Here is a 21,408-nt window from a genome sequence, read left to right on the forward strand (position 1 = left end):
CGGCGCTCAGGCCGGCGGCAGCGCGCGCGGGCCGAGGAAGAACAGCCACTCGGCGGCCAGCGTGACGGTGCCGTCCTCCAGCTCGAGCAGCACCTCCTCCTTCAGCAGGAAGCTGTCGTCAGGCTTGGGCGTGACCTCCATGATGCGCACCCGTGCCCGGAAGCGCGCGCCCACTGGCATCGGCCGCACGAAGCGCAGGCGGTCGAAGCCGTAGTTCAGCGCGTGGTTCGAATCGAAGGGCAGCAACGTGCGCATGGCCTCGCCGGTCAGCCGGATCAGGTGCGAGACCTGGAAGAAGCCCTGCACGATGGTGCCGCCGTAAGGCGCCTCAAGCGCCGCGCGATCGGGGTCGAGGTGGATCCACTCGCCTTCGCCGTCGCCCGACAGGTCCGAATAGCGCTGGACCATCTGCTGCGTGATGCGGTGCCATTCGGAGAAGCCCTCTTGGCCGATCTTCTGCGTCAGTCGTTCCCGCATTGCAGACGCCTCAACGCACCGCGTAGCCGGCCACGATGCCGGCGAACACGGTGAAGCCCAGCCAATGGTTCAGGCGAAAGGCCTTGAAGCAGCCGTCGCGCGTGCGCTCGCGAATCAGCCGCCAGTGCCACGCGGCCTGCGCGGTCGCCAGGGCGATGCCCGCGTAGAACAGCAAGCCCAGCGAGTGACTCGCGCCGGCCCAGCCCCAGATCGCCAGGAAGATCGCGTAGCTCGCCATCACCGCGGCCACGTCGAAGCGCCCGAAGGTGATGGCCGAGGTCTTCATGCCGATCTTCAGGTCGTCGTCGCGGTCGACCATCGCGTACTCGGTGTCGTAGGCCAGCACCCAGAACAGGTTGCCGACCAGCAGCCACGCGACCAGCACCGGCACCGTCGACTGCACCGCCGCGAAGGCCATCGGAATGCCGAAGCTGAAGGCGATGCCCAGCACCGCCTGGGGCACCGAGACGAAGCGCTTGGCGAAGGGATAGGCCAGCGTGATGGCCAGCGCCGCGAACGACCACAGCACCGTGAGCCGGTTGGTGGTGAGCACCAGGGCGAATGCCGCCAGCGCCAGCACGGCACCGAGCCCCAGCGCCTCCTTGACCGACACCGCGCCGCTGGTCACGGGCCGTTGCGCGGTGCGCTTCACATGGCGGTCGAAGTCGCGGTCGGCGACGTCGTTGATGCAGCAGCCCGCGCTGCGCATGAGGAAGGTGCCGAGCGTGAACACCACCAGCAGGTGCCAGCCGGGCCAGCCCTGCGCCGCGAACCACAGCGCACCGAGCGTGGGCCACAGCAGCAGCAGCCAGCCGGCGGGACGGCTCCAGCGGATCAGGTCGAGGTACAGCGCGAAACGGCGGGCGGGCATTGCGATGGCGGCGGGCAAAAAAAGAGCGGCCATTGTGCCGCTCGTTTCAGGGTCCCGGAGTCCGGGGGACGGGGATCAGTCCTCGAGCAGCGAGCGCAGCATCCAGGCCGTCTGGTCGTGCACCGTGCAGCGCGCGGTGAGCATGTCGGCCGTCGGGTCGTCGCCGGCCTCTTCGGCCACCGGAATGAATTCGCGCGCGATGCGCGACACGGTCTCGTGGCCCTTCACCAGGATGCGCACCATCTCCATCGCCTTGGGGGGCGTCTGCGGCACGTCGGGCACGGTGGCGATCTTGCTGAACTCGGCGTACGAGCCCGGCGCATAGTGGCCCAGCGCGCGGATGCGCTCGGCCAGCACGTCGGTCGAATTCCAGAGTTCGGTGTACTGGCCCATGAACATCGCGTGCAGCGAGTTGAAGTGCGGGCCCGTCACGTTCCAGTGGAAGTTGTGCGTGGTGAGGTACAGCGTGTAGGTGTCGGCCAGCACGCGGCTCAGGCCTTCGGCGATGGCGGCGCGGTCCTGGCGCTCGATGCCGATGTTGATGATCGGCGCGTTGCGGCTGCCCGACTCCTGCGCGACCACCGCGCCGCCCTTCTTGGGCACCTTGCCGGCGGAGGAGGCTGGCGACGATTTCTTCGGGGCTTTGGCCATGGCGAGAGCTCTTTCTTCAAGTTGGGGGGAACACCGGAATTCTGGAAGCCGGCGCGCGGCTTTGCAACAGCGTCACTCTATCTCAGCGATGAACGATTCCGAACCGCCGCCGCGTAGGCCGATTCCGCGAACTGCTAGGACAACCGCTTCACACCCGGCAGCTCGCACGCGTAGATGGCATTGCGCAGCGCCGCAATGGCCTCGTAGCGCGTGAAGGTGCGCCGCCACGCCAGCACCACGCGGCGCGTGGGCGGCTCGCGGTCGTGCGCGTCGCGCACGGGCAGGTAGCGCACCATCTGCTCGAATTCCTTGCGGCCCTTGACCTTGGGCTTGAGCGCCTCGACGGGCACCGACAGGCGCGGCACCAGCGTCACGCCCATGCCCGAGGCCACCATGTGCTTGATGGTTTCCAGCGACGAGCCCTCGAAGCTCTTGCGGATGCCTTCGGCGTTGCTGGAAAAGCGCGCGAACTCGGGACACACCTCGAGCACGTGGTCGCGAAAGCAGTGCCCCGTGCCCAGCAGCAGCATGGTCTCGCTCTGCAGTTCTTCGGAGGTGATCGATTCGCGGTCGGCGAACTTGTGCTTGATGGGCAGCGCCGCCATGAAGGGCTCGTCATACAGCGGCGCCATGGCCAGGCCCGTGTCGGGAAAGGGCTCGGCCATGATGGCGCAGTCGATCTCGCCGGCGCGCAGCATCTCGAGCAGCTTGGCGGTGAAGTTCTCCTGCAGCACCAGCGGCATCTGCGGGGTGCGGGCGATCACCTGGCGCACCAGGTCGGGCAGCAGGTACGGGCCGATGGTGTAGATCACGCCCAGGTTCAGCGGACCGGCCAGCGGGTCCTTGCCGCGCTTGGCGATCTCCCTGATGCTGGCGGCCTGGTCGAGCACGCTTTGGGCCTGCTGCACGATCTGCTCGCCCAGCGGCGTGACGGTCACTTCGCCGGCGCTGCGCTCGAAGAGCTTGACCTCGAGCTCGTCCTCGAGCTTCTTGATGGCCACCGAAAGGGTCGGTTGGGAGACGTAGCAGGCCTCGGCCGCCTTGCCGAAGTGCCGTTCGCGGGCTACTGCGACGATGTATTTGAGTTCGGTGAGAGTCATAGCTTGCGTCAATTATGCGCAAGGGGCCGCATCCGAGCTGGCCCGGGGTCGCAAGGCCCTGCCAAAGTGCCGAAACCTGCCGCTCCGATCCCCTGCAGCGTCGCTCAGCGCCCGGCTTCCACGTCCTCGACCATCTCCACCATCTCGACCAGCATCGGTGCCGTCATCGGCCGGCCCAGCAGGAAGCCCTGCACTTCGGCGCAGTGGTCCTCGATCAGCGTCTGCAACTGGCCGTCGGTCTCCACCCCCTCGGCCGTGACCGACAGGCCCAGCGCCTTGCCCAGCGCCAGGATCGCCTTGACCACGTCGCGGCTGCCGTCGCGCTCTTCGATGTCGGCGATGAACTGCCGGTCGATCTTGATGACGTCGAACGGAAAACTGCGCAGCGAGCTCAGCGACGCGTAGCCGGTGCCGAAGTCGTCGATGGCCAGCTTCACGCCCAACGCCTTGAGCTCGCGCAGCACGATGCCCGCGCCCTCGGCGTCGTCCATCAGCACGCCTTCGGTGATCTCGATCTCCAGCCGCTCGGGCGCCAGGCCGGCGCCCGCCAGCACGTCCCTCACGCGCTGCACCAGCCGGCCGTCGCGGAACTGCACCGGCGACACGTTGACCGACACGCCGATCTCCGGCCACTGCACCGCGGCCTCGCAGGCCGTTTGCAGCACCCAGTCGCCCAGCGGCAGGATCAGTCCGCTCTTTTCCGCCAGCGGAATGAAGTCGTCCGGCCCGATGCGCCCGTGCTGCGGATGCGCCCAGCGCACCAGCGCCTCGGCGCTGCGTATCGATTGCGTGCGCGCGTCGAAGCGCGGTTGAAAGTCGAGGTAGAACTCGCCGGCCGCGATGCCGCGGCGCATCTCCTCGATCATGCGGCGGCTGGCCGTCACGCGGTCGTTCATCTCGTTGGCGAAGAAGCAGTACGTGCCCCGGCCGTTGTGCTTGGAACGGTAGAGCGCGGTGTCCGCCGCGCGCAGCAGCTCGTCGGGCGTGGTGCCGTCGGCCGGCGACACCGCCACGCCGATCGACGCGCCGACCTCCAGCAGGCCCACGTCGTTGCGGATGGGCGCGGCAATGGCCTCCAGCAGCTGCTGGCAGTAGGCGTCGATTTCCTCGTCGGCCAGGTTCGGCGCGGCAATCACGAACTCGTCGCCGCCGATGCGCGCGGCCAGCTGGTCGCTCTTGAGCGAGCGGCGCAGCCGGTCGGCCACCTCGCCCAGCACCTTGTCTCCGACCGGATGGCCGTAGGTGTCGTTGATGGGCTTGAAGCGGTCCAGGTCCAGGTACAGCACCACCAGCCGCGCCTGCGGATGCGTCAGCGCGGCCGCCATGAAGGCCGACAGGCGCGTGCGGTTGGGCAGCGAGGTGGCCGCGTCGTGCTGCGCCTGGCGCTGCGCGTCCTCGAACGCCTGGGCCAGCGCCACGTCGGCGGTGACGTCGCTCGCGAACTTGATGATGCGCGTGAACTGGCCGTTCAGGTCGTACACCGGGTTGTACGAGGCCTGCAGCCAGACCTCGCGCCCGTCCTTGCCGATGCGCTTGTGGCGCCCCGAGACGAACTTGCCCGAGCGCAGCGTCTGCCAGAACTGCGCGTACGCCTCGGTGTCGGCCACGCCGGGCTCCATCAGCATCCGGTGGTGGCGGCCCACCATCTCGTCCAGCGCATAGCCGAAGGTCGCGAGGAAGTTCGGGTTGGCATCCAGGATGGTGCCGTCGACCCGGAAGGTGATCACGCCCTGCGACTTGTGGATGGCCTCGATCTGGCTTTGAAATTCGGCCTGGCGCAGCTTCTCCTGCGTGATGTCGGTGGCGTACTTGACCACTTTGCGCACGCGCCCCGCCGGGTCGAAGATCGGGTTGTAGGTGGCCTGCAGCCAGACTTCGCGGCCGTCCTTGCCCAGGCGCCGGTACTCCGCGGCATGGTGGTTGCCGCCGGCGAGCGCGGCCCAGAAGGCGGCGTACTCCGCGCTCTCGGCATAGGCCGCGTCCACGAACATGCGGTGGTGCCGCCCCGCCACTTCTTCCAGCCGGTAGCCCATGGCGTCGAGAAAGCGCGCGTTGGCCTCGAGCACCGTGCCGTCGAGCGCGAACTGGACCACCGCCTGCGACACATGGATGGCCTGGATCTGGCCGCGGTCGTCGGCGGCCTTGAACACGCGCGAGGAGATGTCGTTCGAGATTTCCACGACCCGCACCGCGCCGTGCGCATCCGCCAGCGCCGTGTACGAGGCCTGGACCCAGCGCTGGCTGCCGTCCTTGTGCAGGCGCAGGCGCTCGACGACGCGCTGCTCGCCGCGCAGCACGTCGCCCCAGAGGGCGCAGGGGTTGTCGGGCAGGCCGGCGGCGGGGCTGATGTCGAGAAAGTCGCGCCCCTGCAACTCGTCGAGCGCGTAGCCCCAGGCGCTCAGAAAATGGTTGTTGGCCCGCAACACGCGGCCCTGGGCGTCGAGCGTCAGCGTGGCGAAAGCACCGTCGAGCGCCCGCAACTCGGCGGACATCGGCTGCAGCGGCGGTATCGCCGCCCCCCCTTCAGGCCCTGTGAAGGCCTCGCCCCTCTTCCCATTCATCCACGCGTCTTGCATCTTGCACACCGGCATTCATCGAACCGAAGAACTGCACAAAGAGCCATTTGCTCGACCTGTGGTCTCGCGTTGCGTTGTCGATGCTTGAAGCGACTTGCGGGTGTTTTGCTCAGAAATGCAGGGTAAACCCACAAGATCATACGGGAGTCTGAAACAAAAGTTAACTGATTCGGCGCCTGTCGACATGCGGCAAAAAGGCCTCGCCGGCCCCCAAGCCCACCTGCTCGGCCCAGCCCAGCGCGAAGTGCCCGGCCAGTCGCTGCAGGTCGGGGCTGAACAGCCAGGACACCGGTTCGGTCTTCACGCCGTTGCCCATGGCATCAGCCGACGGTCGCCAGCGTGGCGCCCGCCGCCACGTAGCCGCCCGCAGCCACCGCGAAGGCAATGCGCCCCGCGCGGTGCGCGACGACCTGCATCTCCATCTTCATCGCCTCCATTACGGCGACGACCGCGCCCTGCGCCACCTCGTCGCCGTCGGCGACCTTCCAGCCCTGCAGCGTGCCGGACACCGGCGCGGCCACGGCGGCGGCATCCGCCACGGCCGCTTCGGCGGGCGCCACGCCCGCGGCACCGGCGGCCGACGACAGGCCGCTCAACAGCACCGCCGGCAGGCCCAGCGCCATGCGCCGGCCGTCCACTTCGATGGCCGTGCGCAACAGCGCCGTGTCGGGCAGCGGGTCGGACCGCATCGCGGCGGCCTCGGCGTTGGCGAAGTCGGTCTCGATCCAGCGCGTGTGCACCTTGAATGCGTCGCCCGACACGAAGTCGGGGTGCGCCATCACCGCACGGTGGAACGGCAGCACCGTGGGCAGGCCCTCGATGCGGAACTCCTTCAGCGCGCGGCGGGCCCGCGCAATCGCCTGCTCGCGCGTGGCGCCGGTGACGATGAGCTTGGCCATCAACGAATCGAAGGTGCCCGGCACCTGCGAGCCCGCGTCGACGCCCGTGTCCACGCGCACGCCCGGGCCCGAAGGCGCGTCGAACACCTTCACCGGCCCCGGCGACGGCAGGAAGCCACGCCCCACGTCCTCGGCGTTGATGCGGAACTCGAAGGCGTGGCCGCGCGGCACTGGCGTCTGCGTGATCGACAGCGGCAGCCCCTCGGCGATGCGCAGCTGCTCGATCACCAGATCGATGCCCGTGGTTTCCTCGGTCACCGGATGCTCCACCTGCAGCCGCGTGTTCACCTCGAGGAAGGAGATGGCGCCGCTCGTGCTCAGCATGAACTCGACCGTGCCGGCGCCCGTGTAGCCGGCCGCCGCGCAGATGTCGCGCGCCGACTGGTGGATGCGCTCGCGCTGTTCGTCGCTCAGGAAGGGCGCGGGCGCCTCTTCCACCAGCTTCTGGTTGCGCCGCTGCAAAGAGCAGTCGCGCGTGCCGACCACCACCACGTGGCCGTGCGTGTCGGCCAGCACCTGCGCCTCGACGTGGCGCGGCCGGTCGAGAAACTGCTCGACATAGCACTCGCCGCGCCCGAAGGCCGTCACGGCCTCGCGCACCGCCGATTCGTACAGCCCTTCGACCTCGTCCAGCCGCCACGCCACCTTGATGCCGCGCCCGCCGCCGCCGAAGGCCGCCTTGATGGCGACCGGCAGGCCGTGCGCCTCGGCGAAGGCGAGCACCTCGCCGGCGCTGGTCACAGGGTCGGGCGTGCCCGCCACCAGCGGCGCGCCGACCTTCAGCGCGAGCTTGCGGGCCTGCACCTTGTCGCCCAGCATCGCGATGGCGGACGGCGAGGGGCCGACCCACGTCAGGCCAGCGTCGATCACGGCCTGCGCGAACGCTGCGCTCTCCGAGAGAAAGCCGTAGCCCGGGTGCACCGCGTCGGCGCCGCTGCGCCGGGCCACGGCCAGCAGCTTGGCGATGTTCAGGTAGGTGTCGGCGGGCTTGTCGCCCTCGAGTCCGTAGGCCTCGTCGGCCATGCGGACGTGCATCGCGTTCAGGTCGGCGTCGGCATACACCGCGACCGACTGCACGCCGTAGTCGGCACAGGCGCGCGCGATGCGCACGGCAATTTCGCCGCGGTTGGCGATCAGGAGTTTTTTCATCGGAGGGCTTTCACGGTGCGCGGGGAGCGACGGGGCCGGGAGCGGCAATCGGGTGGAAGCGGACGCGCGCGTTCACGGGGATCTGCCCCGCGCGGTCCAGGTGGTGGGTGGCGACGCAGGCGATCACGGGGTAGCCGCCGGTCAGAGGGTGGTCGGCCAGGAACAGCACGGGCTGGCCGCTGGGCGGCACCTGGAGCGCGCCGCAGGCGGTGCCCTCGCTGGGCAGCTCGGCAGGGTTGGCGCGCGCCAAAGGCACCTCGCCGGACAGGCGGATGCCGACGCGGTTCGACTGCGGCGTGACCACCCACGACTGGCTGCACAGCAAGGCGACCGCCTCGGGCGTGAACCAGTCGGTGCGCGGGCCGAGCACGATGTCGAGCACGACGTCCTGCTGCACCGTGGGCAGGTCGGTCGGCGGCGTTTCGGCGGCGCCCACCAAGGCGCCCGCTGCCACCGCGCGCACGGGCAGCACGTCGCCCGTGGCCACTGCAGGAGGTCCGATGCGCGCGAGCGTGTCGCTCGACAGGCTGCCGAGCACCGGCGCCACGTCGAAGCCGCCGCGCACGGCCAGGTAGCTGCGGATGCCGGCCTGCGGCTCGCCGAGCGCCAACGTGTCGCCGTCGGCCAGCGCGATCGGCTGGTAGCGCGGCAACGGCCACGCCGTGCCATCGGCGCGGGTCAGCGTGACAGGGCCCTCGGCACCGGTGATGGCCACCACCGCATCGCCGCGGCAGGCGAGCTGAAAGCCGCCATGGGCGATCTCGATGCAGGCCGTGTCCGAAGGGTTGCCGACCAGCCGGTTGGCCGCCTGCAGCGAGCGCCGGTCCATCGCGCCGGAGGCGGACACGCCCTGCTTCGCCTGGCCGTGGCGGCCGCCGTCCTGCAGCAGCGCCTGCAGCCCGGCCGCACGGATCTCGAAGGCGCAGCCGTTCGCCGCGACAGGGCGGGAAGGCACGGCTTCCACCGCCACGGGCTGCGCCTTCGGCAGCGCAGTGACGTCCACGAAGCGCACCGTGTCGCCCGGCTGCAGCAGCGCCGGGGTTGCGCGCGACAGGTCCCACATCGGCGCATCGGTGACGCCGATGATCTGCCAGCCGCCCGGGCTGGCCCGCGGATAGACACCGCTGAAGCTGCCCGCCAGGCCCACCGCGCCCGCCGGAATGCGGGTGCGCGGCACCGCGCGGCGCGGCACGTTCAGGCTGGCATCGCCGCCGGCGAGGTAGGCGAAGCCGGGCGCGAAACCGGTGAAGGCCACGGTGTAGTCGCTGCCGGTGTGGCGCCGCACCACTTCCTCGGGCGCGATGCCCAGCAGCGCGGCCACCTCGGCCAGGTCTTCGCCGTCGTAGCGCACCGGAATTTCGATGCGCTTGTCGATGCGCGTCTCGCGGGCGTCGAGGCTGCGCTGACCGATCTGCCGCACGAGCTCGTCCGCGCCGATGGCGGCCGGACGGAACGTGACCAGCAGCGTGCGCGCGGCGGGCACCAGCTCCTCGATGCCGGCGACGGGTTCGGCGCGCAGCGAGGCCAGCAGCGCCAGCGTCTGCGGCAGGTCGTCGAGCTCGACCAGCAGCGCATTCAGGTTGACCGGAAGAAAGCGCATCGTCATGCCGCCACGCCCTCAAGGTCTTCCACGAAGGGGCGAATCGTCACGCCCGCCTGCTCCAGCCGCGCGCGCACCTGGCGCGCCATCTCGACCGCGCCCGGGCTGTCGCCGTGCACGCAGACCGACTCGGCCTCGATGCGCACCGTGCTGCCGTCGATGGCCGTGAGCACGCCGTCGGCGGCCAGCCGCAGCATGCGCTCGGCCACCTCGTCGGCGTCGTGCAGCACCGCGCCGGGCGCACGCCGCGACACCAGCGCGCCCTGCGGCGTGTAGGCGCGGTCGGCAAAGGCCTCGGCCACGGCGCGCAGGCCTTCGCCGCGCGCCCAGCCCAGCAGGGGCGAGCCCGCCAGCGCCACCAGGCACAGCGTGGGGTCGGCCTCCTGCAGGGCGGCGATCACGTCGCGCGCCTGGCGCTCGTCGTGGGCAATGGTGTTGTAGAGCGCGCCGTGCGGCTTCACGTAGCGCACCGTGGTGCCCGCCGCGGCGGCCAGGCCCTTGAGCGCGCCGATCTGGTAGATCACGTCGGCGCGCAGGTCGGCGCTTTCCACGTCCATGTTGCGGCGCCCGAAGCCCACCAGGTCGCGGTAGGACACGTGGGCGCCGATGGCCACGCCGCATTCCCTGGCCTGGCGCAGCGTGCGCAGGATGCCGGCGGGGTCGCCCGCATGGAAGCCGCAGGCCACGTTGGCGCTGCTCACAAGGGCCAGCATGGCGGCGTCGTCGCCCATGCGCCACACGCCCAGGCTCTCGCCGAGGTCACTGTTCAGGTCGATGTTCATCGTGTTCGTCTCCGGCGCGCGGTGAACGCACGCCCTGGGTGTAGCTGCAAGGTCAATGCAGGCGGCCGGCGGTCTCGCGCACGTCCTGGCGCACGGTGAGCGCGGTGCGTACGCCCACGCGAAAGGCTTCCACCTGCGCGGCCAGCGCCATGCTCGCCACGCCCGGCCTGGGCGCGGCCTGCTCGGGCAGGTAGGGCACGTGGACGAAGCCGCCGCGCGTGTGCGCGAGCGCCGGCTGCGTGGCCAGCCGGTGCATCAGCGCATAGAAGATGTGGTTGCACACGAAGGTGCCGGCGCTGTTGGACACCGCCGCCGGCAGCCCCGCGGCGCGCATGTCGCGCACCATGGCCTTGATCGGCAGCGTCGAGAAGTAGGCCGCCGGGCCGCCGGCCACCACCTCTACATCGATGGGCTGGGAGCCGGCGTTGTCGGGGATGCGCGCGTCGTCGACGTTCAGCGCGGCGCGCTCCATCGAGATCTCGGTGCGCCCGCCCGCGGCGCCGATGCACAGCACCAGCGGCAGCGCGGCCCCCGTGGCGACGATGTCCGCCAGCGCCGCGTCCAGCGTGTCGATGGCGCGGCCGAACACGCAGGGCAGCTGCAGCGCCTGCACCACGGCGCCCTCGCAGGCCCAGCCGTCGAGCGCGCGGGCAATTTCCCAGGCGGGGTTGACCGGGTCGTTCTCGAAGGGCTCGAAGCCCGCGAGCAGCACCCGGGGCGCGCGCGGTGCAAGGGCCTGCCTGGCTTCGGGGGTCATGCGCGGTACCTCGGTGGCATGTCAGCGGAACATCAGGAAGTACAGCAGGAAGATGTTGACCACCAGCAAGGCAGCCGCGGTCGGTATCTGCACCTTGATCACCGCGTTCTTGTCGGGCAGCTCCAGCAGCGCCGCCGGCACGATGTTGAAGTTGGCCGCCATCGGCGTCATCAGCGTGCCGCAGTAGCCCGAGAACATGCCGATGGCCGCCATCACGGCCGGGTCGCCGTGGTACACGCCCACCAGCACCGGCACGCCCACGCCGCCCGTCATCACCGGGAAGGCCGCGAAGCCGTTGCCCATGATGATGGTGAACAGCGCCATGCCCAGCACGTACACCACCACCGCCACGAAGCGGATGTCCATGTTGATGTAGCTGGTGGTGATGTACGCCACGGCCTTGCCCACGCCCGCGTCGGAGAACACCAGCCCCAGCATGCCCAGCATCTGCGGCAGCACCACGGCCCAGCCCAGCGCGTCGGTCAGGCGCCGGGACTCGCGCATGCCCTGCATCGGCGTCTCGCGCGTCAGCCAGCAGGCCATCGCCAGCGCCACCACGCAGCCCACGCCCAGGCTCACCAGCGTGGTGTTCTTGGGGTCGAGCAGGAAGGCGTCGCCGATCTTCACCTTGCTCATCAGCACGGTGCCGATCACGGTGACCAGCGGAATCGCCAGCGCGGGCATGAAGAGCTTGTTGCCCAGGCGCTTGGCGCTGGCTTCGTACGCGGCGGGCGTGGGCTCGCGGTGCTTGCCCGCGCCGACGCCGCGCAGGCCGGCAATGACGGCCATGACGATGGCGCCCCCGCCGACCACGGCCGGCGGCAGCTTGTCGCCGACCAGGAAGACCAGCGCATAGAGCGCCCAGAACAGGCCGCTGGTGTAGCGCTTGGGGTGCTGGCGGTCGGTCAGCGTCATGACGGCCGTGACCGCGAGGATCAGGCCGACCAGGATGTAGAGGTGCTGGATCGAGAGAATCATGATCAGCGGCCTTCCGGGGTGGCTGCGGCGGGCACGGCCGGCGCTTGCTTCTCACCCGCCATTTCGCGCGCGATCGACTGGTCGAGCCGGCGCAGGCGCCACGAATGGATGATGAAGGCCGCAATGGCGGTCGGAATGCCCCACAGCGCGATGTGCAGCGGCTCCACGTCGATGCCGGCCTCGTGCAGGAAGGTGCTCATCAGCACGATGGCGCCGAAGGCCACGAAGATGTCTTCGCCGAAGAACAGGCCCACGTTGTCGGTGGCCGCGGCATAGGCGCGCAGCTTGTGGCGCAGGCGGTCGGGCAGCTTGCCGTAGCGCGTTTCGGTGGCGCCTTCGGCCATGGGCGCGAGCAGCGGGCGAACCATCTGCGGGTGGCCGCCCAGGCTGGTGAGGCCCACGGCGGCGGTGAGTTCGCGCGCGGCGAGGTAGACGATCAGCAGGCGCCCGGCGGTGGCCGACTTGATGCGGCTGATCCAGTTCTGCGCGTGCTGGCGCAGGCCATGGCGCTCGAGCAGCCCGATGACGGCCAGCGGCAGAAGAATGATCAGCGGCAGGTTGCGCGTCTTGATGAACCCGTTGCCGATGGCCGTGAGGATGGCCATCGGCCCGAAGCCCGCCGCGGCCGCCGTCACGATGGCCGTGACGATCACCACCAGCATCGGGTTGAAGCGCAGGATGAAGCCCGCAATGATCACGGCCACGCCGATCAGCGGCCACAGGTGAGGGATGTCAGGAGTCATGTTGGTCTTTCGTTATGGATTCGGAGACACCTTGCGCGGGAGCGCCGGCCCTTCGCTCGATGCAAACCTCGTGCCAATGAATGAGCAATCGATTTCACCTGAATCACTCATTAATTAGAAATTGTTGAACAATCGTGGCTAGTGTGCCCAACAACAGTGCCAGGTTGGCCCCATGAAAACCCTGATCGCGCCCGCTCCGGGTGCGTCGGCAGTGGCCTGAAACCTGCGATCCGGGGGCGAAATCTGCTGCAAACTCCCCTGGGTTCGGTTCGCCCGGGTTCACCCGGGTTCACCCCGCCTCACCGGCTTTCCCGCTCTTCCATCCTCCCCCTTCCGGAATGACTTCACTGGCTTCCCCGACTTCCCCCGCATCGCCGGCCGCCGGCACGCAGACGCTCAACGACCGGGTGGCCGAGCTCATCCGCCAGAAGATCGTGAAAGGTGAGTTCTCGCCCGGGCAGCGGCTGTCGGAGGCCGCGCTGGCCGACAGCTTCGAGATTTCGCGCAACACCCTGCGCGAGGTGTTCCGCACGCTGACCAAGGAAGGGCTGCTCAAGCACGCGCCCAACCGCGGCGTGTTCGTGGCGGTGCCCAGCATCGCGTCGATCATCGACATCTACCGGGTGCGCCGGCTCATCGAATGCCAGGCGCTGGCGCAGGCCTACCCGCGGCACCCGGCCAAGAAGCACATGCGCGAGGCGGTGGAAACGGCGCTGAAATGCCGCGACGCCGGCGACTGGCTGGGCGTGGGCACGGCCAACATGGAGTTCCACAAGGGCATCGTGGAGCTGGCGGACAGCGAACGGCTCAACGTGCTGTTCGCGCACATCCTGGTCGAGCTGCGGCTGGCCTTCGGCCTGCTGAAGGACCCGGAGTTTTTGCATGCGCCCTATGTGGACATGAACACGACGCTGCTCGAACTCATCGAGGCCGGCAAGTTCGCCGAGGGCGCGGTGTCGCTCAACGAGTACCTCATTCACTCCGAGCGCATCGTGCTGGCCGTCTACGCGCGGCAGATGCCCGAAAACGGCATCGACAACTGACCACTGCAAGGACTCGCCATGACCCTGTCTGCCTACCTGCTCTTCCTGCCGGCCTGCTTCGCCATCAACATGGCCTTCGGCCCCAACAACCTGCTGTCGGTCACCAACGGCGCGAAGCACGGCGTGTCGCCGGCCGTCGTGGCGGCCAGCGGGCGGCTCGCGGCCTTCGCGATCATGATCGCCATCGCCGGGCTGGGCATGGGCGCGGTGCTGGTGGCGTCGGAGCTGGCCTTCGACGTCATCAAGTACATCGGCGCGGCCTACCTGGTGTGGATCGGCGTGCGGCTGCTGCGCGCACCGGCGCCCACCGCCGACGTGCAGTCGCGCGACGCTTCGGCGACGCCTTCCATGCGCGCGCTGGTGCGCCAGGAATTCACCGTGGCGGCGGGCAACCCCAAGGCCATTTTGGTGTTCACCGCCTTCTTCCCGCAGTTCGTGGTGCCCGGGGCGTACGCCTCCAGCTACCTGCTGCTGGGCGTGACCTTCCTGGTGTTCGAGGTGGTCGCGATCGCGCTCTACGCGATGCTCGGCGCACGCATGCGCCGGCTGGCCGACGGCAGCCGGGCGATGCGCTGGTTCAACCGGGTGAGCGGCAGCATGATGGTCGGCTTCGGGCTGGTCCTGGCGTTCACGCGCCGGCCGGCAGGCTGATTTTCGTCAGGCCTTGAGGTATTCGGCCTTGGTGCCGAGCCAGCGGTCGATGTGCCGCTGGGCCAGCTCGGGGTGCTTGTGCAGCATCACCGGCGCCAGTTCGCGCGCCCAGTCGAGCAGCAGCGTGTCGGTGGCCAGGTCGGCGAAGCGCAGCAGCGGCGCGCCCGACTGGCGCGCGCCCAGGAACTCGCCCGGGCCGCGAATCTCCAGGTCGCGCCGCGCGATCTCGAAGCCGTCTCCCGTTTCCGCCATGGCCTTGAGCCGCGCGCGCGCCGCCTCGCCCACGCGCCCGCTGTCGCCCGGCGCATAGAGCAGCACGCAGGCCGAGGCCGCCGCACCGCGCCCCACGCGCCCGCGCAACTGGTGCAACTGGGAGAGCCCGAAGCGCTCGGCATGCTCGATGACCATCAGCGAGGCGTTGGGCACGTCGACGCCCACCTCGATGACGGTGGTGCTCACCAGCACCTGGATTTCGTTGGCGGTGAACGCCGCCATCACGGCCTGCTTCTCGGCTGTGGGCATGCGCGAATGCAGCAGGCCGACATGGATGGCATCGCCCAGCGTGCCGGCCAGTTCTTCGCGGGTTTCGGTCGCGTTGCGCAGGTCGACCGCCTCGCTTTCCTCGATGAGCGGACACACCCAGTACACCTGCCGGCCCTGCGAAATCTGCGACTGGATGCGCTCGATCACCTCGTCGCGCCGGTGGTCGGCCACCAGCTTGGTGACGATGGGCGTGCGGCCCGGCGGCAGCTCGTCGAGCGTCGACACGTCGAGGTCGGCGTAGTAGCTCATGGCCAGCGTGCGGGGGATGGGGGTGGCGCTCATCATCAGCAGATGCGGTTCGAGTCCGGCGCCGGGCCGCCCCAAGGCGGACGCCTCCTCCTCGGGGGGGCGAGGCGAAGCCTCAGGGGGGCCAGTGCCGCCGCTGGCCTTGCCGCGCAAAGCCAGGCGCTGCGCCACGCCGAAGCGGTGCTGCTCGTCGATGATCGCCAGCGCGAGCTTCTTGAAGCGCACCTTCTCCGAAATGACCGCGTGCGTGCCGATGACCAGCGCGGCCTGGCCGCTTTCCACTGCGGCCGACATCTCGTCGCGCTCCTTCTTCTTCTGGCTGCCCGTGAGCCAGGCCACGCGCAGGCCGCGCGCGGCGAGCAGCGGATCGAGCCAGCCGACCAGCTTGCCGAAGTGCTGCGCCGCGAGGATTTCGGTGGGCGCCATCAGCGCGCACTGGAAGCCCGCGTCGATGCAGCGCGCCGCCGCCAGCGCGGCCACCACGGTCTTGCCCGAGCCCACGTCGCCCTGCAGCAGGCGGTGCATGGGAATGGGGCGCCCTAGGTCGGCGGTGATCTCTTCGCCCACACGTTGCTGCGCACCGGTCAGGCCGAAGGGCAGCACGGCCATGAACTGCGCATGCAGCGAGGCCGGCACCGGCTCGGCGGACGAGGGCAGCACCGGCGCGCGCTGCGCCGCGCGCTCCAGCCGGGCCTGCAGTTGCGACAGCTGCTGCGCCAGCAGTTCCTCGGCCTTGATGCGCTGCCACGCCGGATGGCTGTGGTCTTCGAGCGCGGCCATCGACACGTCGGGCGTCGGGTAATGCAGAAAGCTCAGCGAGGCACGCAGGTCCCATGCGCCGCGCAGGCCGATCTGCACCGGAATCGTCTCGTCGAGCACCGCGCGCGCCAGGCCCGAGCGCACCTCGCGCCGCAGCACCGGCTGCGCAAGACCGGCCACGGTCGAGTACACCGGCGTGAGCGCGTTGGGCAGCGACGTGCCGGCCGCCTTGACGGTGGGATGCATCATCTGCCGCCCCACGAAGCCGCCGCGCACCTCGCCGCGCACGCGCACCTTCGCGCCGACCGCGAGCTGCTTTTGCTGCGACGGATAGAAGTTGAAGAAGCGCAGCTCGCAGGTGTCGGAGCCGTCGTCCAGGGTGGCGATGAGCTGGCGGCGCGGGCGGAACACCACCTCGCACTCGGTGACCACGCCCTCGACCTGCGCCATGTCGCCGTCGCGCGTGTCGGCCAGGCGCACGATGCGCGTCTCGTCCTCGTAGCGCATCGGCAGGTAGAGCGCGAAGTCGATGTCGCGCACCAGGCCGAGCTTGCGCAGCGCGCGCTGCACCAGGCTCAGGCCGGTGCCGGGTGGCCCTGCAGGCGCAGGCGCAGGCGCAGGTGCGCTGGCGGTGGCGGGGGACGAGGCTTTCTTCTTGGCAGGCACAGGCAGGGCTTCTAGCGCGGGCGGCAAAGGTCCGTCAAGGCGCTGCGGGCATCGGGGAACGCGAAGCGGAAGCCGATTTGCAGCAGCCGTGCCGGCACCACGCGCTGGCCTTCGAGCAGCAGGTCGGCCTGGTCGCCGAGCAGCAGCTTGACGGGCGCGGCGGGCGTGGGCATCCAGCAGGGGCGGTGCAGCACGCCGGCGGCCACACGGGTGAATTCTTCCTGGCTCAGCGCGCCGGGCGCGGTGAAGTTCCAGGCCTGCGCCGCAGCGGGCTCGGCGGCGCCTTCCGCCACGGTCCACACATGGGCCATGGCACGGACCAGGTCGTGCACATGCACCCACGACAGCCACTGCCGCCCGCTGCCCAGCCGCCCGCCCATGCCCAGCGAGATCGGCAGCAGCAGTTGCGGCAGCGAGCCCTGGTGGCCCAGCACGAAGCCGAAGCGCATGCAGGCCACCTGCACGCCGTGCGCCACCGCCGCATGCGCGGCCTGCTCCCAGCGCCGGCACAGCTGCGACATGAAGATGTCCTGCGGCGGCGCGTCTTCGGCCAGCTCGGCGGTGTCGCCCTGCGGCTGCACGCCGTAGTAGCCGATGGCCGAGCCCGACAGCAGCAGCCACGGCTTGCGCGGCCGCGCGGCGATCCACGCCACCAGCTGCTGCGTGAGCCCTTCGCGGCTTTGCAGCAGCTGCTTCTGGCGCCTCTCGCTCCAGCGCATGCCCAGGATGCGTGCGCCCGCGAGGTTGACGACCACGTCGATGTCGTCGGCCGCGGGAACGTCGTCGAGCGACTGCACGCAGCGCACCGCGCCGCCGAAGCCCCAGGCGGCCGAGCGCGCGTCGCGCGTCCACACCGTCACCGCATGGCCGTCGGCCAGCAGTTGGCGCACGAGCAACTGGCCGATGAAGCCCGTACCGCCCGTGACCAGCACGCGCTGCGGCTTCGAACCGAAGCGCACCGGCGCCTGCGCATCGCGTGCCTGCGCCTGCTTCTGGCGCCTGAAGATGGCGCGCGCCGCCAGCCCGTCGCGCAGCCCCGACACCCCCACGCCCACGCCGCACAGCGCCAGGAAGGCGCTGAGCCAGCCGTACGGCTGCCACACCATGGCCGTCGGCTGCGCGGCCCAGTCGACCGCATTCATCGCCAGCAGCGCGATGAACGCGCCCGCGTTGATGGCCAGCACCGTGTGCGTGACCCGCTCGGTGGGCGGCAGCAGGCGGCTGCCGTCCTCGACCACGAAGTCCCACAGCGTGAGCACGATCTCCACGCTGAACACCGCCATCAGCACCCACGCCCACGCGCCGTGCCAGGCCCACGCCGACAGGCCGATGAACAGCGCGCAGTAGAGGGACGAGCGCGTCGCGTGGATCGCCAGCTCTCGCCCCGCCGTGGCGCGCCGCGGCAGCGCCTCGGTGCCCTCGTGGTGGTAGAGCGTGTCGAAGGCGCCGAGCGCGCCCTGAGCCGCCATGAGTTGCAGGGCCAGCAGGTGGGTGTCGATCATTCGGGGGCTTTCGGTTGCGGCACTTCCTCGAACACACCGACCTGGGTGAAGGTCGTGCCCATCAGGCAGTGGCGGATCTCGATGCGGATGTTGAAGCGCTCGGGCGTTTCGTTGTGGTGCCAGAGAAAGGTCTTGCCCGGCGTGAACAGGCCCGGCAACGGAATGCGCCAGCCGAACAGGTCCCAGAAGTAGCCGTCGCTCTGGAAGTGCAGGCTGCCGTTCTTTTCCACGCTCAGCACCAGCTTCATGCCCAGGCCCATGCCCACGTACTCCAGCACCTCGCCGCGCGCGCTCTCGCGCATGAAGCTGGTGAACTGGATGGGCTTTCGCCCGTGCAGGCGGTAGATGCGCTGCTTGTAGATGGCCGGGTCGTCCGGCTTGGCGTAGACCTGGATCTCGACGGGAAAGTTGCTGTCGCTGTAGGGGATGAGCGCGCCCTGGACCATCGGTTGCGTCAGGTGGCCCAGCAGCCGGCCGAAGCGCGAGCAGCGCAACTCGCTGAGCGCGCCCAGGTAGTGCAGCGCCTTGCCCGGCGAGGGGTTCTTGTCGAAGCGGCGGCGAATGTCGGGGTGCAGGCCCTGCCAGGCCGGGCCGAGAATTTTCTTGAAGAGCTCGCCTTCGGAGGGGCCGGGGGCGACGCCCGGTTCGGACCCCGAAGAAACGCGCGCTGCTTGTGAATCGACCATCCGCCGATTCTGCCTCGGCAACCCCGTGCGGCCTCACGCCGCGGCCCGGTTTTATCGGCGTGGGAGAATGCCGGCCGTCTTCCTTGGAACGGGCCCGTCCGGCCCTCAAGCACCATGCGCGCATTCACGCTGTCAGATTTCGATTTCGTCCTGCCACCCGATCTGGTGGCGCAACACCCGGCCACCGAACGCACATCCTCCCGTCTGCTCGACGGCACAGGCGCTGCCCCGGTCGACCGCATCTTCAAGAGCCTGCCTTCGCTGCTGCGCGCGGGCGACCTGCTGGTCTTCAACGACACGCGCGTGGTCAAGGCGCGCCTGTTCGGCGAGAAGCCGACCGGCGGCAAGCTCGAACTGCTGGTCGAGCGTGTGCTGCAGGGGCAGGAGGTGGTGGCGCACATGAAGGTCAGCAAGAAGCCGCCGGTGGGCACCACGCTGCAGATGGTCGGCGGGTTCCGCGCGACGCTGCTGGGCCGCTGGCCCGAGGAAGACGGCGCGCTGTTCCGCTTCGGCTTCGAGAGCGACGCGGGCGAAGACCCGTATGCGCTGATGCAGCGCTGCGGCCACGTGCCGCTGCCGCCCTACATCACCCACACCGATTCCGCCGACGACGAAAGCCGCTACCAGACCGTGTTCGCGCGCGTGCCCGGCGCGGTGGCCGCGCCCACGGCCGCATTGCACTTCGACCAAGGCCTGCTGGATGAGCTGGAAGCGCGCGGCGTGCAGCGCGCCAACGTCACGCTGCATGTGGGCGCGGGCACCTTCCAGCCCGTGAAGACCGAGAACATTGCAGAGCACACCATGCACGCCGAGCGCTACGAAGTGCCCCAGGCCACGCAGCGCGCCATCGCCGAATGCAAGGCCCGCGGCGGGCGCGTGGTCGCGGTGGGCACGACCACGGTGCGCACGCTGGAGTCGTGGGCCAAGAGCGGCGAAGCCTCGGGCGACACGCGCATCTTCATCACGCCAGGCTTCGCGTTCCAGCACGTCGACCTGCTGGTGACGAACTTTCACCTGCCCAAGAGCACGCTGATGATGCTGGTCTCGGCCCTGGCGGGGTACGAGCGCGTGATGGCGCTGTACGCCCACGCGATCTCCAGCGGCTACCGCTTCTTCAGCTACGGCGACGCCATGCTGCTGGAGCGCAAGCCAAACGCTGCTTAGGCATCAGAATAGATCGTTTCCTGCGCAAATACTTTCGGTGCTTCAAGGCACCTGTGGCAAATCCGGCCGATGGCCCTGGAGAACAACATGCTCACCCGTCTCAGAGTGACAGGATTCAAGAACTTGCGTGAAGTCGATGTCCAGTTCGGTCTCTTCACGTGTATTGCAGGTGCCAACGGCGTGGGCAAGTCCAACTTGTTCGATGCAATCACCTTCCTGAGCGACCTTGCTTCGATGCCGATCATCAAGGCATGCAGCAATGTACGCGGGACGCATGGGCGCGCTGCAGACTTTGAATCGCTGTTCTTCAGAGAAAAGGGTTCCAACGAACTGCGAATGGAATTTCTGGCTGAACTCATCATTCCAAACGAAGTAGTGGATGACTTCGACCGCAAGGCAAAACCAACCGCGACGCTGGTCGAATACTCGCTTGTGCTTCGCCTGAATCCTGATCCGACTTCGGGTCCTTTCAAGGATCCGGTCTACATAGAGAAGGAAGAACTGCGAGCAAAGCCATCCAGCACAGCCCAAAGATTTCTTCTGTTCGAGGGTGGGAGCGCACTTGCCAAGAACAAGAAGATCATTTTTGGGCCAGGCCCCCGAACCTCGCCCTTCATTGAAACTGACGACACGGCGGCAGACATAGCGATTCTGTTGCGCGGAGATGGTGGTGGCAGGGGAAATCCCCAAACGATTTCGGCCCGCAGGAGTCCACAGACTGTGCTCTCAGGCGTCAATCTTTCGTCTCATCCCACAGCACTCGCAACGCGTCGCGAGATGCAGTCTTGGCGCATGCTGCAACTGGAGCCGACTGCGCTTCGTTCACCGGACGACATTTTTGGCGAATCGACTCTTTCTCCGACGGGTGAGCATTTGCCCAACACCCTTTTTCGGCTCGGAAACTATGGTGATATTGCAAACCGACTCGCTGACCTGATCCCGGGCGTCGAGGCACTTGACGTCGATACCGATCAGACAAGACAGCAACGGACCTTGTCAGTCACGATGAGTGACAAGCATCCCTACTCAGCCAGTTCGCTGTCGGATGGAACATTGCGGTTCCTGGCACTCGCTGTTCTTTCGAGCGATCCTGAAGCAAGCGGATTGGTTTGTCTGGAGGAGCCAGAGAACGGCATCCATCCACAACGAATTCCAGAGATGCTTCGGCTGGTCAGGGAGTTGTCCGATGCCGATTTATCTCCGCAGGAGATGGCCGGGCTTCTTAGCCTTCGACAGGTAATCATCAACACGCACTCGCCTTTGGTAGTTGCAGAGTTGCTCGACGACGAGCTTTTGTTCGCCGAAACGGTTCGATTCAAGGCGCAGTCCTTCGCCAACTTCAAGCCGATCAATGGCACGTGGAGAACAAAGTCGGTGGTGGGCGTGCCTCCAAGTTTCATCACGCGCGGCGAGTTGCATGCCTATTTGTCTGGCAATCGGCTTCCGTCAAAGTCGAAGGGCTCAAAGTTGGTCACGGACCATCTACCCGAAACTGCCGACTTGTTTCAGACTTCTTGAGGAACTGCGCATTCCTGATGAAAACTCTTACCGCTACGTTGGTTGCT

The 21,408-nt window shown here is 68.6% G+C and carries 19 protein-coding genes; 4 read left to right on the forward strand and 15 right to left on the reverse strand.

The window, feature by feature from the left end:
- Positions 1-6: 6 nt before the first annotated feature.
- From ACSFA5_RS18700 to ACSFA5_RS18755, 12 genes are all read right to left on the reverse strand, one after another.
- Positions 7-477 (reverse strand): MaoC/PaaZ C-terminal domain-containing protein, encoded by a 471-nt coding sequence (locus ACSFA5_RS18700; RefSeq protein ID WP_435445533.1) that lies wholly within the window; start codon positions 475-477, stop codon positions 7-9.
- Between the two features lie 10 nt (positions 478-487).
- Positions 488-1,348, reverse strand: a complete 861-nt coding sequence (gene ubiA / locus ACSFA5_RS18705; RefSeq protein WP_435445962.1) for a 4-hydroxybenzoate octaprenyltransferase — start codon at positions 1,346-1,348, stop codon at positions 488-490.
- 75 nt (positions 1,349-1,423) lie between these two features.
- Positions 1,424-1,999: a Dps family protein gene (locus ACSFA5_RS18710; RefSeq protein WP_435445534.1), complete on the reverse strand. Its 576-nt coding sequence runs from the start codon at positions 1,997-1,999 to the stop codon at positions 1,424-1,426.
- Between the two features lie 134 nt (positions 2,000-2,133).
- Positions 2,134-3,099: a LysR substrate-binding domain-containing protein gene (locus tag ACSFA5_RS18715; protein ID WP_435445535.1), complete on the reverse strand. Its 966-nt coding sequence runs from the start codon at positions 3,097-3,099 to the stop codon at positions 2,134-2,136.
- Between the two features lie 104 nt (positions 3,100-3,203).
- On the reverse strand, positions 3,204-5,591 hold the full coding sequence (locus ACSFA5_RS18720) for a sensor domain-containing protein (RefSeq protein WP_435445536.1): 2,388 nt from the start codon (positions 5,589-5,591) through the stop codon (positions 3,204-3,206).
- A 244-nt stretch (positions 5,592-5,835) separates the two neighbouring features.
- Complete coding sequence (locus ACSFA5_RS18725) at positions 5,836-5,979, reverse strand: hypothetical protein (protein WP_435445537.1); 144 nt, start codon at positions 5,977-5,979, stop codon at positions 5,836-5,838.
- 16 nt (positions 5,980-5,995) lie between these two features.
- On the reverse strand, positions 5,996-7,723 hold the full coding sequence (locus ACSFA5_RS18730) for an acetyl/propionyl/methylcrotonyl-CoA carboxylase subunit alpha (protein ID WP_435445538.1): 1,728 nt from the start codon (positions 7,721-7,723) through the stop codon (positions 5,996-5,998).
- A 10-nt stretch (positions 7,724-7,733) separates the two neighbouring features.
- On the reverse strand, positions 7,734-9,323 hold the full coding sequence (gene pxpB, locus ACSFA5_RS18735; protein WP_435445963.1) for a 5-oxoprolinase subunit PxpB: 1,590 nt from the start codon (positions 9,321-9,323) through the stop codon (positions 7,734-7,736).
- 2 nt (positions 9,324-9,325) lie between these two features.
- Positions 9,326-10,105, reverse strand: coding sequence for a LamB/YcsF family protein (locus ACSFA5_RS18740; RefSeq protein WP_435445539.1), 780 nt, complete (start codon positions 10,103-10,105; stop codon positions 9,326-9,328).
- A gap of 52 nt (positions 10,106-10,157) precedes the next feature.
- Positions 10,158-10,862 carry a pyroglutamyl-peptidase I gene (gene pcp, locus ACSFA5_RS18745; protein WP_435445540.1) on the reverse strand — a complete coding sequence of 235 codons (705 nt, stop codon included), beginning with the start codon at positions 10,860-10,862 and terminating at the stop codon, positions 10,158-10,160.
- Between the two features lie 21 nt (positions 10,863-10,883).
- Complete coding sequence (locus ACSFA5_RS18750; protein WP_435445541.1) at positions 10,884-11,840, reverse strand: DUF979 domain-containing protein; 957 nt, start codon at positions 11,838-11,840, stop codon at positions 10,884-10,886.
- Positions 11,841-11,842: 2 nt separating this feature from the next.
- Entirely contained in the window at positions 11,843-12,583 is a 741-nt protein-coding gene (locus tag ACSFA5_RS18755) for a DUF969 domain-containing protein (protein WP_435445542.1), read from the reverse strand.
- Positions 12,584-12,921: 338 nt separating this feature from the next.
- On the opposite strand from ACSFA5_RS18755, the gene ACSFA5_RS18760 reads away from it, so the two are divergent.
- Both ACSFA5_RS18760 and ACSFA5_RS18765 read left to right on the forward strand, forming a co-directional pair.
- Positions 12,922-13,626 carry a GntR family transcriptional regulator gene (locus tag ACSFA5_RS18760; RefSeq protein ID WP_435445543.1) on the forward strand — a complete coding sequence of 235 codons (705 nt, stop codon included), beginning with the start codon at positions 12,922-12,924 and terminating at the stop codon, positions 13,624-13,626.
- Positions 13,627-13,644: 18 nt separating this feature from the next.
- Complete coding sequence (locus ACSFA5_RS18765) at positions 13,645-14,277, forward strand: LysE family translocator (protein WP_435445544.1); 633 nt, start codon at positions 13,645-13,647, stop codon at positions 14,275-14,277.
- A gap of 6 nt (positions 14,278-14,283) precedes the next feature.
- Here the strand turns inward: ACSFA5_RS18765 and recG are convergent, their stop codons facing one another.
- The 3 genes from recG to ACSFA5_RS18780 are packed head-to-tail and all read right to left on the reverse strand — an operon-like array spanning position 14,284 to position 18,679.
- Positions 14,284-16,491, reverse strand: coding sequence for an ATP-dependent DNA helicase RecG (gene recG, locus ACSFA5_RS18770; protein ID WP_435445545.1), 2,208 nt, complete (start codon positions 16,489-16,491; stop codon positions 14,284-14,286).
- Between the two features lie 11 nt (positions 16,492-16,502).
- Complete coding sequence (locus ACSFA5_RS18775) at positions 16,503-17,993, reverse strand: TIGR01777 family oxidoreductase (protein WP_435445546.1); 1,491 nt, start codon at positions 17,991-17,993, stop codon at positions 16,503-16,505.
- The gene (locus ACSFA5_RS18780) at positions 17,990-18,679 is read right to left on the reverse strand and encodes a DUF4166 domain-containing protein (RefSeq protein ID WP_435445547.1); all 690 of its coding nucleotides are present in this window, start codon (positions 18,677-18,679) and stop codon (positions 17,990-17,992) included. The genes ACSFA5_RS18775 and ACSFA5_RS18780 overlap by 4 nt, the downstream gene beginning before the upstream one ends.
- Before the next feature lie 114 nt (positions 18,680-18,793).
- Between ACSFA5_RS18780 and queA the strand changes: the two genes are divergently transcribed.
- Positions 18,794-19,843 (forward strand): tRNA preQ1(34) S-adenosylmethionine ribosyltransferase-isomerase QueA, encoded by a 1,050-nt coding sequence (queA, locus tag ACSFA5_RS18785; RefSeq protein ID WP_435445548.1) that lies wholly within the window; start codon positions 18,794-18,796, stop codon positions 19,841-19,843.
- 87 nt (positions 19,844-19,930) lie between these two features.
- On the forward strand, positions 19,931-21,361 hold the full coding sequence (locus ACSFA5_RS18790) for an AAA family ATPase (protein WP_435445549.1): 1,431 nt from the start codon (positions 19,931-19,933) through the stop codon (positions 21,359-21,361).
- Positions 21,362-21,408: the final 47 nt, after the last annotated feature.

The sequence above is a fragment of the Variovorax monticola genome (genome assembly GCF_051216855.1).
In the GTDB taxonomy this organism is placed as follows: domain Bacteria; phylum Pseudomonadota; class Gammaproteobacteria; order Burkholderiales; family Burkholderiaceae_C; genus Variovorax.

Bases quoted from the DNA above. Each gene is read 5' to 3' on its own strand.
- ACSFA5_RS18700 (WP_435445533.1), bottom strand. From the start codon at position 477: ATGCGGGAACGACTGACGCAGAAGATCGGCCAAGAGGGCTTCTCCGAA.
- ubiA (WP_435445962.1), bottom strand. From the start codon at position 1,348: ATGCCCGCCCGCCGTTTCGCGCTGTACCTCGACCTGATCCGCTGGAGC.
- ACSFA5_RS18710 (WP_435445534.1), bottom strand. From the start codon at position 1,999: ATGGCCAAAGCCCCGAAGAAATCGTCGCCAGCCTCCTCCGCCGGCAAG.
- ACSFA5_RS18715 (WP_435445535.1), bottom strand. From the start codon at position 3,099: ATGACTCTCACCGAACTCAAATACATCGTCGCAGTAGCCCGCGAACGG.
- ACSFA5_RS18720 (WP_435445536.1), bottom strand. From the start codon at position 5,591: ATGTCCGCCGAGTTGCGGGCGCTCGACGGTGCTTTCGCCACGCTGACG.
- ACSFA5_RS18730 (WP_435445538.1), bottom strand. From the start codon at position 7,723: ATGAAAAAACTCCTGATCGCCAACCGCGGCGAAATTGCCGTGCGCATC.
- pxpB (WP_435445963.1), bottom strand. From the start codon at position 9,323: ATGCGCTTTCTTCCGGTCAACCTGAATGCGCTGCTGGTCGAGCTCGAC.
- ACSFA5_RS18740 (WP_435445539.1), bottom strand. From the start codon at position 10,105: ATGAACATCGACCTGAACAGTGACCTCGGCGAGAGCCTGGGCGTGTGG.
- pcp (WP_435445540.1), bottom strand. From the start codon at position 10,862: ATGACCCCCGAAGCCAGGCAGGCCCTTGCACCGCGCGCGCCCCGGGTG.
- ACSFA5_RS18750 (WP_435445541.1), bottom strand. From the start codon at position 11,840: ATGATTCTCTCGATCCAGCACCTCTACATCCTGGTCGGCCTGATCCTC.
- ACSFA5_RS18755 (WP_435445542.1), bottom strand. From the start codon at position 12,583: ATGACTCCTGACATCCCTCACCTGTGGCCGCTGATCGGCGTGGCCGTG.
- ACSFA5_RS18760 (WP_435445543.1), top strand. From the start codon at position 12,922: ATGACTTCACTGGCTTCCCCGACTTCCCCCGCATCGCCGGCCGCCGGC.
- ACSFA5_RS18765 (WP_435445544.1), top strand. From the start codon at position 13,645: ATGACCCTGTCTGCCTACCTGCTCTTCCTGCCGGCCTGCTTCGCCATC.
- ACSFA5_RS18775 (WP_435445546.1), bottom strand. From the start codon at position 17,993: ATGATCGACACCCACCTGCTGGCCCTGCAACTCATGGCGGCTCAGGGC.
- ACSFA5_RS18780 (WP_435445547.1), bottom strand. From the start codon at position 18,679: ATGGTCGATTCACAAGCAGCGCGCGTTTCTTCGGGGTCCGAACCGGGC.
- queA (WP_435445548.1), top strand. From the start codon at position 18,794: ATGCGCGCATTCACGCTGTCAGATTTCGATTTCGTCCTGCCACCCGAT.
- ACSFA5_RS18790 (WP_435445549.1), top strand. From the start codon at position 19,931: ATGCTCACCCGTCTCAGAGTGACAGGATTCAAGAACTTGCGTGAAGTC.